Source organism: Rothia nasimurium (assembly GCF_928382285.1).
Lineage (GTDB): Bacteria > Actinomycetota > Actinomycetes > Actinomycetales > Micrococcaceae > Rothia > Rothia nasimurium_E.
Genome location: NZ_CAKMSS010000001.1, coordinates 99,205 through 112,886 on the forward strand (window position 1 = coordinate 99,205; position 13,682 = coordinate 112,886).

Consider the following 13,682-nt stretch of genomic DNA (forward strand, 5'->3'; position numbering starts at 1 on the left):
GGGACGGCTATTCACAGGGAGGGAAAAATGGCTCGCACGCTACACCAGGCAATGGCCTACCTGGGTCTTGGCCAGGTTGAAGATGAAGCCCAGCGCACAGATCGGCCCCAGCGCCGCCCAGAAACAATCTATGAAGAAACCGTTTTTGAGGCAGATGATCAGTACGATGACTACACCGCTGAGCTAGATCCTGCCGAAGGTCGCGCTCACATCTCATCAACTGCTGACCGTGATATCCTGCTGGGAATTACCCCCGATGCTTCCCGTCGCCCGTCCGCTCCCGAAGTAGGTTCCGGAAGCGTTTCTGTAGCCGAAGCGGACGACCAGCTTTTGGAGTATGCCGAAAGCACTAGCGACTCCTGGGATATGCCCGTAACCAGCCAGCAGGCACCCAGCTCCACCTCACCCGTCCTTACCCCCTCCTTCTCCGAAGAAAGCAGCGAAGAATTGCGCCGTATCACCACTATTCACCCCCGCTCCTACAACGACGCCAAGATTATTGGTGAGTCTTTCCGCGAGAATATCCCCGTGATTATGAACGTCACCGACATGGGCGATACCGACGCCAAGCGTCTCATCGACTTCTCTGCCGGCCTAGCTTTTGCCCTGAACGGCCACATCGAGCGCGTGACCGACAAGGTCTTCCTGCTGACCCCCGCTAACCTTGAGGTTCTCGGTGCCGAGGGCACCGAGGTTCCGGTAGCTCTGGATAGCGACGACGTCACCCCCTTCAACCAGGCCTAAACCGCAGTGGGCTATCTCTTTGCACTGCTGGCCATCGCGGCCTACCTGCTGATTGTTGTGTTCATGATTCGCCTGGCGCTCGACTGGGTACAGATGTTTGCCCGCTACTGGCGGCCCAAGGGCCTCATGCTGGTAGTTGCTTCGTTTGTGTATGCCGTCACTGACCCGCCCATGAATGCTGCCCGTCGGTTGATCAAGCCGATTAACCTTGGCGGTATTTCTCTGGATCTGGGGTTCATGATTCTGCTCATGGTTCTTTGGTTCGCCTATTCTATGCTGACCAGTCTGGCGTATAACCTTTCAACATAGAGCCGGAGGTGCGGACGCTTACAGCGGGAGAGAGTGCTTGCAGCAGCTTCTCAACTCAGTGGGTGAGCTAGCTGGAGACTGTCCCCTCAAATGGTGACGTGACCAGTGGCTCACATATTACTGGGGCTAGAGTGTTGCGCAGTGCTCCTTTGCCAGGTAATTTTATGTTGTAGTAAATAGGGGACTACCCGAACTTTTAGCGCGCTGAAAGTTCGAGCTTCATGCGCCTGACTCCAGCACATACTGCGCACCGGGAACACTACGGGCCAAAGCATAAAGATTTTTAGAAAATAGAGGTGAATGATCGTGGCACTCACGCCTGAGGAAGTAATCAATAAGCGCTTCCAGCCGACTAAGTTCAAGGAAGGCTACAACCCTGAAGAGGTTGACGATTTCCTTGACGAGATTGTCATTGAACTGCGTCGTCTGAACGCCGAGAATGCTAGCCTCAAGCGCCAGCTTGAAGAGGCGGAGGCGAAGATTTCACTGGCTCCTGCCCAGCAGCAGGGCGGTGCCCTGGCCGAGGCTGAAATCGTCGTTGATTCTCAGCCCGCTGCGGCAACTCCTGCTCCGGCAGCAGCACCTACCGCCGCTGAGCCTACTCTGTCACCCTCTAGCGCCACCGGCCTGCTGGCTATGGCCCAGAAGGTTCACGATGACTACGTCTTCGAGGGCAAGCGCGAGCGTGAACGCCTGATTACCGAAGGCCGTGACGAAGCCGCCAAGCTTGTTTCTGAAGCTGAGCAGAAGTCGAACCAGGTGCTTGGCGATCTGGAAAAGACCAAGAGCGACCTCGAGGTTTCTGTTGCCAAGCTGCGTTCCTTCGAGAACCAGTACCGCACTTCCCTGCGCGATTACCTGAACAAGCAGCTGACCACCCTCGAAGAGACCCCCGCTCTTGAACCCAAGGCTGAGGGCGCTCCCGCCGCAGCGGCAGCGCAGTCCCAGGGCTTCGGCGCGTTTGGCCAGCGTAACGGGGTTTTCAGCAACAACTCCTAGGCTTTCCTAGTGTTTAGGCGGTAGCCTCCATATGCTCAGGCGGCTCCTCGGTAAGAGGGGCCGCCTGAGATGTTTAAGATACCGCCCTGCGGTACCGGCTGGGTGCTGAACGCGATAAGCTGGTGTGTGCAGTTTTTGATGTTTGAAGGCAGGGAGTGCGGTGGCTAATACCCAGCAGGAGGGCACTGTTTTGGTGCCGGTTCGTACGATTTCTGGGGTGGCTAAGGCCCTGCTAGCCCTGGCCCTCTTTGCCCTGGTATACGGGGCTGACCAGTGGGTCAAGCACCTGGTAGAGACCACCATGACCGTGGGGCAGACCATCACCGTGATCGACGGCTTGCTCTGGTGGCGTTACTACCTGAACCCGGGTGCTGCTTTCTCTATGGGCGAGGGGTCGACCTGGCTGTTCACCCTGATCTCAACGGTGGGTGCCCTGGTGGCGCTGACCCTGGTGGTACGGGCTAAGACCCTACCCTGGGTTATTCTGCTGGCAACCCTGGCAGGGGGCATCGTGGGCAACCTGCACGACCGCCTCTTCCGGGAGCCTGGCTTTGGCATCGGGCATGTGGTCGATTATATTTCCGTACCGAATTTTGCGATTTTTAATATTGCCGATGCCGCTATCTGCGTATCGATGGCGGCGATTGTTCTGCTGACTTTTCTGGGCTACCGCATGGACGGTCAGCGTGAAGTACGAGCCGATAAGGCCAAGAAGAACGAGGTGGGGGTCTAGTGTCTCAGAAGATTGAACTGACATTTGTGGTAGGAGCCGACCAGGCCGGTACTCGGCTTGATGCCCTGCTCGCTGAGCTGAGCGGCCAGTCGCGCACAACGGTGAGTAGCTGGGTTAAGGACGGCGAGGTTCAGCTTCTCGATGCCAAGGGCAGGGGAGTGAAGGCTAAGGCTTCGTCCAAACTGCTTGAGGGAATGACCGTGCAGGCTGCCGGTACCCCGCCGCGTGACCTCACTCAGATTGAGGCAGAGCAGGTTGATGGCTTTTCGATTGTCTACCAGGATGACGACATCGTGGTGGTCGATAAGCCCACCGGTGTTGCTGCCCACCCGTCCATGGGCTGGCACGGTCCGACGGTGGTAGGGGCTCTTAAGCACGCGGGTATTGACATCGCTACCAGCGGCGCAGCTGAGCGTCAGGGCATTGTGCATCGACTGGACGTAGGCACCTCCGGGCTGATGGTTGTCACCAAAAACGAGCGTGCTTATTCGGTCATGAAAAATGCCTTCAAGGACCGTACCGTCACCAAGGTCTACCACACCCTGGTGCAGGGCCTGCCTGACCCCCTTAAGGGCACTATCGACGCTCCGATTGGCCGCCACCCCGGCAGCGAGTGGAAGTTCGCGGTCAATGAGGACGGCAAGACGGCCATTACCCACTATGAAGTACTTGAAGCCTTTGGCCCGGCTTCCTTGGTTGAAGTACACCTTGAGACCGGCCGCACCCACCAGATTCGTGTGCATTTCTCGGCTCTGCGTCACCCCTGCACCGGTGACCTGACCTACGGGGCCGACCCCACTCTGAGCGCCCACCTGGGGCTGACCCGTCAGTGGCTGCACGCCCACCGTCTGGGCTTCACCCACCCCACCAGCGGTGAGCAGGTGGAATTTGAAAGCCCCTACACCCCTGACCTTCAGTACGCTCTCGACACCCTGCGTGACGGTAACTTCTAGAGCCCAACGCTAAGGACGCAACCCGCATGGCTAACACCGACTTCACCCACCTGCACGTGCACACCGAGTACTCCATGCTCGATGGTGCTGCCCGCCTGACTGACCTCTTTGAGCACTCCAAGCAGCTGGGCATGAACGCCCTGGCCACCACTGACCACGGTTTCCTCTTTGGTGCCTTCGACTTCTGGAACAAGGCAAATAACGCCGGGGTCAAACCCATCATCGGTGTTGAGGCCTACCTGACACCGGGTACCGCCCGTCAGGACCGCACCCGCGTTAAATTTGGTGAGGGCGGACGCGACGACGTCTCCGGTGGTGGTGCCTACACCCATATGACTATGTGGGCAGAGAACACGCAGGGCATGCACAACCTGTTTCGGGCGTCCTCTCTGGCCTCGCTGGAGGGGCACTTCTACAAGCCGCGTATGGACCGGGAGCTGCTCCAGACCTATGGTAAGGGTCTGATTGCCACTACCGGCTGCCCCTCGGGCGAGGTGCAGACCCGTCTGCGCCTGGGGCAGTACAAGGAGGCCATGCAGGCAGCCAGTGACTTCCGGGATATCTTCGGCAAAGAGAACTTCTACTGCGAGCTCATGGACCACGGGCTCGATATCGAGAAGAACGTCATGGCCGACCTGCTCAAGCTGGCGAAAGAACTGAACCTGCCCCTGGTTGCCACCAACGATCTGCACTACACCCACGCTGAGGACGCCAAGGCCCACGCCGCGCTGCTGTGCGTGCAGTCAGGCTCCACCCTGCAGGACCCCAAACGCTTTAAGTTCGACGCCGACAACTTCTATCTCAAGTCGCCGGCTGAGATGCGCGAGCTCTTCCGCGACTACCCTGAGGCCTGCAATAACACCATGGAAATTGCCGAGCGCTGCTCCGTGGAGTTCAACACCAAGGCCAACTACATGCCCAACTTCCCCGTGCCCGAGGGAGAAAACGAGGAGTCCTGGTTCGTCAAAGAGGTGGAGCGCGGCCTGCACTACCGCTTCCCCAAGGGTGTGCCCGATGAAGTGCGCAAACAGGCTGAGTACGAGGTGGGCATCATTTCGCAGATGGGCTTCCCCGGCTACTTCTTGGTGGTTGCTGACTTTATCAACTGGGCCAAGGAGAACGGCATCCGTGTGGGCCCGGGCCGTGGCTCGGGTGCAGGTTCCATGGTCGCCTACGCCATGCGTATTACCGACCTGAACCCGCTGGAACACGACCTGATCTTCGAACGCTTCCTCAACCCCGACCGCGTCTCCATGCCCGACTTCGACGTGGACTTCGATGATCGCCGCCGTTCTGAAGTGATTCACTATGTGACCGAGAAGTACGGCGAAGACAAGGTGGCAATGATCGTCACCTACGGCACCATCAAGGCTAAGCAGGCCCTCAAGGACTCCTCCCGCGTGCTGGGCTACCCCTTCTCCACCGGCGAGCGCCTGACCAAGGCCATGCCCGAGGACGTCATGGGCAAGAACATTGCCCTGGCCAACGTCTACAACCCCGAGGATAAGCGCTATAACGACGCCCAGGAGCTGCGAGACCTCATCGAGTCTGATGCCGATGCTTCGAAGGTCTTTGAGACCGCGAAGGGTATCGAGGGTCTGAAGCGCCAGTGGGGCGTGCACGCGGCGGGCGTCATCATGTCGAGCCACGACCTGATTGACGTTATCCCCATCATGCGCCGTGAGCAGGACGGCCAGGTTATCACCCAGTTCGATTACCCCACCTGTGAAGGGCTAGGGCTCATTAAGATGGACTTCTTGGGCCTGCGTAACCTGACCATCATTTCGGATGCGATTGAGAATATTAAGCTCAACCGCGGCGAAGACCTAGACCTGGAAACCCTAGAGCTGGATGATGCTGAGTCCTATAAGCTGCTGGCCCGCGGTGATACCCTGGGCGTTTTCCAGCTCGATGGTGGGCCCATGCGCCAGCTGCTCAAGCTCATGCAGCCTGACCACTTTGAGCACATTTCGGCGGTCTTGGCGCTCTACCGCCCCGGCCCCATGGGCGCGAACTCCCACACCAATTACGCCCTGCGTAAGAACGGTCTGCAGGAGGTCACCCCCATCCACCCGGAGCTCGAAGAGCCCCTGGCGGAGATCCTCGATACCACCTACGGCCTGATTGTGTATCAGGAGCAGGTTATGGCGATTGCCCAGAAGGTCGCTAACTATTCCCTGGGTGAGGCAGATATTTTGCGTCGTGCTATGGGTAAGAAGAAGAAGGAGGAACTGGATAAGCAGTATGCCACCTTCCACCAGGGCATGCTCGATAACGGCTACTCCGAAGGGGCGGTAAAGGCCCTCTGGGATATTCTGCTGCCCTTCTCTGACTACGCCTTTAACAAGGCTCATACGGCGGCCTACGGTCTGGTTTCCTACTGGACGGCCTATCTGAAGGCCCACTACCCCCAGGAGTACATGGCAGCGCTGCTGACCTCGGTGGGCGATGACAAGGACAAGCTCGCCCTCTACCTGAACGAGTGCCGCCACATGAAGATTACGGTGCTGCCGCCCGATGTGAACGAGTCTGCCCTAAACTTCACCCCTGTGGGCGATGATATCCGCTTTGGCATGGGCGCTATCCGTAACGTGGGTGCCAACGTAGTTTCTGCCATGGTCGATGCCCGCGAAGAAAAGGGCCGCTACGAGAACTTCAACGACTTCCTGGCCAAGGTGCCGATTGTCGTCTGTAACAAGCGCACCGTGGACTCCCTCATCAAGGCCGGTGCCTTTGACTCGCTGGGCCACGACCGGCGTCCGCTCTCCATGATTCACGAAGAGGCCATCGATGCGACCGTCTCGGTCAAGCGTCAGGAGGCTGCCGGCCAGTTCGACCTCTTTGGGGGTCTGGGGCTGGACGACGATAACCCGGCGAACGAGCTGGCGGTACAGATTCCGGACGTCCCCGAGTGGGAGAAGCGCGATAAGCTCAACTTTGAGCGCGAGATGCTGGGCCTCTACGTCTCTGACCACCCCCTGCGCGGTCTTGAAGATGCCCTGGACTCTCTGTCAGATTCCACGATTCAGGGTCTTGTGTCTGAAGATTCGGTCAAGCCCGATGGGGCGATCGTAACTATCGCGGGCATGATTACCAGCGTCTCCCGCCGTATCGCGAAGAACTCGGGTAACCCCTACGCCCGTATCGAGATGGAAGACCGCACCGGTTCTATCGAGGTCATGTTCTTTGGCCGCGCCTATGAGCCGATTGCCGGTGTGCTGGCCGAAGACCTGATTTGTACCATCAAGGGCCGCCTGCAGCGCCGTGATGACGGGTCAGTGACCCTGAGCGCCCAGGAGCTGAATATCCCCGAGATTTCAGCGGACGGCACCGGCGGCCCGGTCACTATCGCCATCCCCGAGTACAAGGCGACCGAGGAGACCCTGGGCCAGCTACGCGATATTTTGCGGAATCATAAGGGCGAATCCGAGGTGCGCATCGCGATGACCACCCGCACCAAGCGCCTGCTGATCCGGCTTGGCGCTGACCTGCGGGTCAACCCCAACCCGGCCCTCTTTGGTGACCTCAAGGTGCTGCTGGGCCCGGCCTGCCTGGATTTCTAGGAGGCTAAGACAGGCTGAACGTGCCGTCTGGCTCCGAGTGGGGGAGTAAGCCTCCTGCGCTCGGAACCGGGCGGCACTTTCTTTTTAAGGGTGTTTTTAGAGAGTCTGGGCGGCGTCGTAGCGCTCGCGGTTAGCCTGCACCTCTTCCAGATGGGTTTCTGCCCAGAGGCGGACGGCGGTGAGCGGCTCGACGGTGGTCAGCCCCAGGTCGGTGAGCTGGTAGTCCACGCGCGGGGGCACACTGGCGGTAATGTGGCGGGTCAGCAGCCCGTCGCGTTCCATGGAGCGCAGGGTTTCGGTCAGTACTTTGGGGGATACCCCCTGGATGGTGCCTTTGAGGTCCTTGAAGCGTACCGGCTCACCGTCTGCCAGTACGGTGACAATCAGGGGAGTCCACCGGTCGGTGAGGTGGCGCAGCACGGTGCGCGAGGGGCAGTTCTGGTCGAGGACGTTGGCGGGCAGCTGCTCTGCTGCCGGCTGGGAGGTGGGGCGGACGTCCGCGCTGACCTGGGGCGATGATGTCACGGTGGGCCTTTCTGAAAGTTTTTTAAAAACCCCTAATAGTTACCTTGAGGTAATTGGTTTCTAAAACATACTATAGAACTGTTCGATACAGAAAACCAACTCTTCAAGGAGAAAACCCATGAACATCTCAGTGATCGGCGCAGCAGGTATGGTCGGCTCAGCAATCGTTGCAGAAGCACAGAATCGCGGCCACCAGGTAACCAGCTACACCCGCAGCGGCTCAGCAGGTACCCTGCCCCTCGACCTGGCCACCACCGAGGCCCTGGTAGAGATCATCAACTCATCCGAGGCAACCGTCATCTCCGTTGCTAGCCGCGACGACTACTCCGCAGCTATCGCCGCCCACCGCGCCCTCATAGCGGCAGCCCCCACCGGCCGCTTCCTCATCGTCGGCGGCGCCGGTTCCCTCAACGCTAGCGAGGGTCTGCTGCTGGAGAGTCCCGACTTCCCCGAAGAATACCTGACCGAAGCCAAGACCTTTGCTGAGATTCTGGGCGACTACCGGGCAGCTACCGACCTCAAGTGGACCGTCCTGGCCCCCTCACCCATGATCGCCCCCGGCGCCCGCACCGGTGACTACCGCACCGAGCTGGACGTACCCGCCGGCATGTTCGTCTCAACCCAGGACTTTGCTGTAGCCGCCATCGACGAGCTGGAAAAGCCGGCCCACGTTGGCACCCGTTTCACTGTTGCCTCTGCTGACGAAGCTGCTGCCCAGGGGCAGTAAACAGACAGTGAGGGAAAGGTAGAACCTCTTTGGTGAAGCTGCCCTGTAAGGTCGCTGCCATTGGAAAAGTGCATGTGCCGTTGCTTTTTGCAGCGGCACATGCACTTTAACGGGGGTACTAAACTGGGGTCCATGCCCCTTTCTACCTCCCGTGCCCTCTACGAGGCGGCGTCCGCGTCCGCCCTGGCCCTGCCCGCAGCCGAGCTCTACCGCTTCACCTCCCGCAGCGACGCCGAAGCCGCCCGCGTGGGTGGCAGATGGTTCATGGTGTTAGCTGAGAAGGACGGCACCCAGCTGGTCAACCTCAAAGCCCACCCGGCCGACGTTGCAGCTATCATCGAAACCCACCCGGCGGCGCGTCCGGCCTGGCACATGAACAAAACCCACTGGTACAGTCTCGTGCCCCACCCAGATGTGACTGGCGAGCTGCTAGCCGAGCTTATCGCCGAGTCCTACCTCACCGTGGTCGAGTCCCTGCCTGCTCGTAAGCGTCCGCCCGGCTGGCAGGCCGTGGCAGAAAAACTCAAGGCGGCAGAATCTCACCAGCCGGAAAACCCACCGGCCTAACCCGCTGCGGCTTGACGGCCGCGTTAAAATCAAAGAGTGAGCACAACAGACAATACCCAGAACTCCACTGCACCTGCAGACTTCACCCTGCGCACTATCGACCTGCGCGGCAGCAACCACTCCTACGCAGAGTTGCGCCGTATCGTCCCGCGCCAGACCACAGAGTTCGTGGGCAATGCGCTCACTACCGTGCACGAAATCCTCGAGAACGTCCAGGACCGCGGCGCTGACTACCTGCGAGAACTCTCCGCCCGTTTCGACGGAGTAGAGCAGGGCGCCCTGCGCGTACCGCAGAGCGCTATCGACCGGGCGGTCGAGAACCTCGACCCGGGCGTCCGCAAGGGCCTAGAAATCGCCATCGAGCGCACCCGTGCTTTTGCAGCCGCCCAGCGCCCCGCCGACCAGACCATCGAAGTTGCCCCCGGGGCCGTCCTCACCAACCGCTGGATTCCCGTGCGCCGCGCCGGCGTGTACGTGCCCGGCGGCCTGGCCGTCTACCCCTCATCGGTCATCATGAACACTGTACCCGCCCAGGCGGCGGGCGTCGGCTCCATCGTGCTCTGCACCCCGCCCCAAAAAGAATTCGACGGCCTGCCCCACCCCACCATCCTGGGCGCAGCCGGACTGCTGGGCATCACCGAAGTCTGGGCCATCGGCGGCGCCGGTGCCCTGGGTGCTATGGCCTACGGGCTGGACGACGCCGGTGAGGTTCTTGAACCCGTCGACACCATCACCGGCCCCGGCAACATCTTTGTCGCCATGGCCAAGCGAGCCCTGCAGGGCGTTGTGGGTGTGGACGGCGAAGCTGGAACCACCGAAATCGCCGTCATCGCCGACGACACCGCCAACCCCGACTACGTTGCCGCCGACCTGATCTCCCAGGCCGAACACGACCCTAACGCCGGGTCCGTCCTTATCACCCACAGCCCAACCCTCGCCGCCGCCGTGCAGGACGCCATCAATCAACGAGCCGCTGAGACCAAGCACAGCGAACGCGTTGCCACTGCCCTGACCGGCCCCCAGTCCGGCGTGGTGCTCACCGACAGCCTCGAAGCCTCAATCGCGGTAGCCGACGCCTACGCAGCAGAGCACCTCGAAATCCATACTGAGAAGGCAGAAGAGGTGGCCGGGCGGGTGCGCAACGCCGGTGCGATTTTCATCGGCCCCTACTCGCCGGTGCCCCTGGGGGATTACGCGGCAGGGTCCAACCACGTCCTGCCCACCGGCGGTTCAGCTGCCTACGCATCGGGGCTCAACACCACCGTCTTTATGAAGGCTGTGCAGCTGATTAACTACAGTCAGAGCGCCCTGGCCGAGATCGGCGATGCCATTGTCGCGGTTGCCCATGACGAAGACCTACCCGCCCACGGTGAAGCCATCACCGCGCGTACCGGCTCGGCCGCCGCCAACAACAGCTAGAACCACGCTAGGAGGAACCACATGAATTGCCCCTTCTGCCGTAATTCCACCTCAAAGGTAGTTGACTCGCGAACCACCGATGACAATTCCGCAATTCGCCGCCGCCGCCAGTGCAGCAACTGCGGCAAACGGTTCACCACCGTCGAAACTACCGCTGTTTCGGTAATTAAGAGAAGCGGCGTGACCGAACCCTTTGACCGGGCCAAGATTGTCTCTGGCGTGCGTAAGGCCTGCCAGGGGCGCCCCGTGGGGGAGGACGACCTGGCTAAGCTAGCGCAGGAAGTTGAAGAGGCAATCCGTGCGAAGGGTATTGCTGAGATCGACGCCCATGAGGTAGGGCTGTCTATCCTTGAGCCCCTGTCGAAGCTGGATACCGTTGCCTACCTGCGTTTTGCCAGCGTCTATCAGGCTTTTGAGTCGCTCGATGACTTTGAGCGGGCTATCGCAGCGCTGCGCGAGGCGGGGGCGGACGAGGGGGAGCAGCCTACCCTCTTGTAGGTAGGAGGGCTTCGCAGGGGGTCTGAAATCTCCAGACCGCAGTGTGCCGAAAAACCACCGTCTGTCTAGCGTAAATAGTCAAAAATCTCTACGGTGTGTAACTCTGAATGTAGATGTGTCTCATAGCTAGAGATGGTTGCTAAAATTATCGGCGTTTCGTGTTGCGTACCCCACAGTTGTTAAAAACTGAACACTAATATGGGGTGTATGGCAGAACACAATCGCCCCGAACCATCAGTAGCAAGCTTCCGCTCCTCGCTCTTGCAGCACCTACGGTTTACCGCTGGTAAGGACCCGAAGCATGCCACCGCCTACGACTGGCGGATTGCCCTTTCGCATACCCTGCGAGATCTTGCCGTTGAACCCTGGTTCAACTCCACACGCCGCACGTGGGAAGAAGATCGCAAGCGCGTTTACTACCTTTCCATGGAGTTCCTCATTGGCAGGCTTATGGAGGATTTGGCTATCAACCTCGGCGTGCGCGACATCGCCGTTGAGGCTCTGGCCGAATTCGATATCGACTTCAACGCGGTTGCCGATGAAGAGCCGGACGCCGCGCTCGGCAACGGCGGCTTGGGCCGCCTTGCTGCCTGCTACCTTGAGTCCATGGCTACGGTGGGTTGCCCCGCCTACGGCTACGGCCTGCGCTATGAGCACGGCCTCTTTGAGCAGTCATTTGAGAATGGCCGTCAGCAGGAAAACCCCGAGAACTGGCTTGCCCACGGTAACCCCTGGGACTTCGACCGCCCCGAATCTGTCTACGGAGTAGGCTTTGGTGGCGAAATCTATGAAGAAAACGGTGTGCTGCGCTGGAATCCCGGTACTCACGTACAGGCCCAGGCCTTTGACACCCCCGTGGTAGGCTACGGAGCCACCTGGGCCAACACCCTGCGTCTGTGGGCAGCAACTCCCAACGCAGATCTCTTTGACCTCGGTCGCTTCAACGCCGGTGACTTTGCCGCCGCTGCTGAGCCCGAAGCCCTGGCCCGCAGTCTCAGCCGCGTGCTCTACCCCAACGACACCACCGACGGCGGTAAGCAGCTGCGCCTATCTCAGGAGTACTTCCTGACTTCAGCGTCCGTTCAAGATATCGTTCGCCGCCACCTGGTGGGGCATGACTCCCTCGAGAACCTTGACCGCCACGTTGCTATCCAGATGAACGATACCCACCCGGCAATTGCTGGGCCGGAGCTCATCCGTATCCTGGTCGATGAGCACGGCTTCGACTTTGACCGTGCCGCTGACCTGGCTACCCGGGTACTCGGCTACACCAACCACACCCTGCTCCCCGAAGCGCTGGAGCGCTGGACCGTAGGGCTCATGCGCCATGTGCTGCCCCGCCACCTGCAAATTATCGAACGCCTTGACCAGAAGTTCGTGGAGCTTCAGGCAGGCTCACCCCACCCTGCCCGCCTGATTTCAGGCGACCAGGTCAATATGGGTGACCTGGCCTTTACCACCAGCCACCGCGTCAACGGCGTGTCGGCCCTGCACACCGACCTGGTGCGTACCGAGCTGTTCCCCGTGCACGATGCCCTGCACCCTGATCGCATCGTCAACATCACGAATGGCATCACCCCTCGTCGCTGGCTCAAACTGGCTAACCCTGCCCTGGCGCAGCTCATCACCGAGACCATCGGTGAGGGCTGGGAGACCGACCTTGAGCGCCTGAAGGAGCTGGAACCCTACGCCGATGATCCTGCCTTCCTCAAGGCCTTTGGTGAAAGCAAGAAGGCAGCCAAGCAGCGCTTTGTGGACTGGATGCAGGAAGAACACGGCATTGAGCTGCCGGTGGACTCCCTTTTTGATTCGCAGGTCAAGCGCATGCACGAGTACAAGCGCCAGCTGCTGAACATACTGTGGACTATTGCCCACTACCAGCGCATCAAGCGTGACCCCAATGCCGGTTGGGTACCCCGCGTCAAAATCTTTGGTGGTAAGGCAGCTCCCAGCTACCACACCGCCAAGGACATCATTAAGCTCATCAACGATGTGGCTGAGGTCGTCAACAATGACCCCGAGACCAACCACCTGCTGCGCATCGTCTTCCCTCCCAACTACAACGTTTCGATGGCGGAGCGTCTGATTCCTGCCTCCGACCTGTCGGAGCAGATTTCGACCGCGGGTATGGAGGCATCCGGTACCGGCAACATGAAGTTCGCCCTCAACGGTGCCCTCACCATCGGTACCCTCGATGGTGCGAACGTTGAGATTCGTGAGCACGTGGGTGCAGAAAACTTCTTCCTCTTTGGCCTGACCACCGAGGAAGTTGCCCAGCGTCGTGCCCAGCCCGGCCACTCACGGGCCGCTATCGAAGCGAGCCAGGCTCTGCGCGACATCCTGCAGGCGGTAGCTGAGGGTACCTTTAGCCCCGATGAGCCCTACCGTTTCGGCCATATTGTCGACAACATGTGGAATGGTGACTGGTTCCTGGTTGCCTCTGACTTCGACGACTATGACCGTGCCCAGCAGGAGGTCGAAGAAGCCTACCGCGACACCGAACGCTGGCAGCGCATGGCAGTTCTGAACATCGCCCGTATGGGTTACTTCAGCTCTGACCGTTCAGTGCGTGAATACATGACCGAAGTGTGGGGTATTGACTCAGCCCTGTAGCTAAGACCCGATCTTCACTGGAGGCAAGAGAA

Annotated in this window: 12 protein-coding genes; 11 read left to right on the forward strand and 1 reads right to left on the reverse strand. The window is 60.0% G+C overall.

The genetic code is table 11. The features are described from left to right. The first annotated feature begins 27 nt into the window (after positions 1 to 27). From L6758_RS10965 to dnaE, 6 genes are all read left to right on the forward strand, one after another. Positions 28 to 744, forward strand: coding sequence for a cell division protein SepF (locus L6758_RS10965; protein ID WP_272878574.1), 717 nt, complete (start codon positions 28 to 30; stop codon positions 742 to 744). A 6-nt stretch (positions 745 to 750) separates the two neighbouring features. Then, positions 751 to 1,053, forward strand: a complete 303-nt coding sequence (locus L6758_RS00425; protein ID WP_237205024.1) for a YggT family protein — start codon at positions 751 to 753, stop codon at positions 1,051 to 1,053. A 306-nt stretch (positions 1,054 to 1,359) separates the two neighbouring features. Further along, on the forward strand, positions 1,360 to 2,052 hold the full coding sequence (locus L6758_RS00430; protein WP_237205025.1) for a DivIVA domain-containing protein: 693 nt from the start codon (positions 1,360 to 1,362) through the stop codon (positions 2,050 to 2,052). A 160-nt stretch (positions 2,053 to 2,212) separates the two neighbouring features. Beyond that, complete coding sequence (gene lspA / locus L6758_RS00435) at positions 2,213 to 2,785, forward strand: signal peptidase II (protein WP_237205026.1); 573 nt, start codon at positions 2,213 to 2,215, stop codon at positions 2,783 to 2,785. Continuing rightward, a complete protein-coding gene (locus tag L6758_RS00440) occupies positions 2,785 to 3,738 on the forward strand; it encodes an RluA family pseudouridine synthase (RefSeq protein ID WP_237205027.1) in 954 nt (317 codons plus the stop codon). The genes lspA and L6758_RS00440 overlap by 1 nt, the downstream gene beginning before the upstream one ends. 26 nt (positions 3,739 to 3,764) lie before the next feature. Then, a complete protein-coding gene (gene dnaE, locus L6758_RS00445) occupies positions 3,765 to 7,301 on the forward strand; it encodes a DNA polymerase III subunit alpha (protein WP_237205028.1) in 3,537 nt (1,178 codons plus the stop codon). 96 nt (positions 7,302 to 7,397) lie between these two features. Here dnaE and L6758_RS00450 read toward each other — a convergent pair whose 3' ends face one another. Continuing rightward, the gene (locus L6758_RS00450; protein ID WP_237205029.1) at positions 7,398 to 7,826 is read right to left on the reverse strand and encodes a winged helix-turn-helix transcriptional regulator; all 429 of its coding nucleotides are present in this window, start codon (positions 7,824 to 7,826) and stop codon (positions 7,398 to 7,400) included. Between the two features lie 118 nt (positions 7,827 to 7,944). Between L6758_RS00450 and L6758_RS00455 the strand changes: the two genes are divergently transcribed. From L6758_RS00455 to L6758_RS00475, 5 genes are all read left to right on the forward strand, one after another. After that, positions 7,945 to 8,553, forward strand: coding sequence for an NAD(P)-dependent oxidoreductase (locus tag L6758_RS00455; protein WP_237205030.1), 609 nt, complete (start codon positions 7,945 to 7,947; stop codon positions 8,551 to 8,553). A gap of 132 nt (positions 8,554 to 8,685) precedes the next feature. Then, positions 8,686 to 9,120, forward strand: a complete 435-nt coding sequence (locus L6758_RS00460) for an MmcQ/YjbR family DNA-binding protein (protein ID WP_237205031.1) — start codon at positions 8,686 to 8,688, stop codon at positions 9,118 to 9,120. Between the two features lie 36 nt (positions 9,121 to 9,156). Continuing rightward, complete coding sequence (gene hisD / locus L6758_RS00465) at positions 9,157 to 10,539, forward strand: histidinol dehydrogenase (protein ID WP_237205032.1); 1,383 nt, start codon at positions 9,157 to 9,159, stop codon at positions 10,537 to 10,539. A 21-nt stretch (positions 10,540 to 10,560) separates the two neighbouring features. After that, positions 10,561 to 11,037: a transcriptional regulator NrdR gene (gene nrdR, locus L6758_RS00470; RefSeq protein ID WP_135011358.1), complete on the forward strand. Its 477-nt coding sequence runs from the start codon at positions 10,561 to 10,563 to the stop codon at positions 11,035 to 11,037. A gap of 207 nt (positions 11,038 to 11,244) precedes the next feature. Next, positions 11,245 to 13,650: a glycogen/starch/alpha-glucan phosphorylase gene (locus L6758_RS00475; RefSeq protein ID WP_237205033.1), complete on the forward strand. Its 2,406-nt coding sequence runs from the start codon at positions 11,245 to 11,247 to the stop codon at positions 13,648 to 13,650. The last annotated feature ends 32 nt before the right edge of the window (positions 13,651 to 13,682 follow it).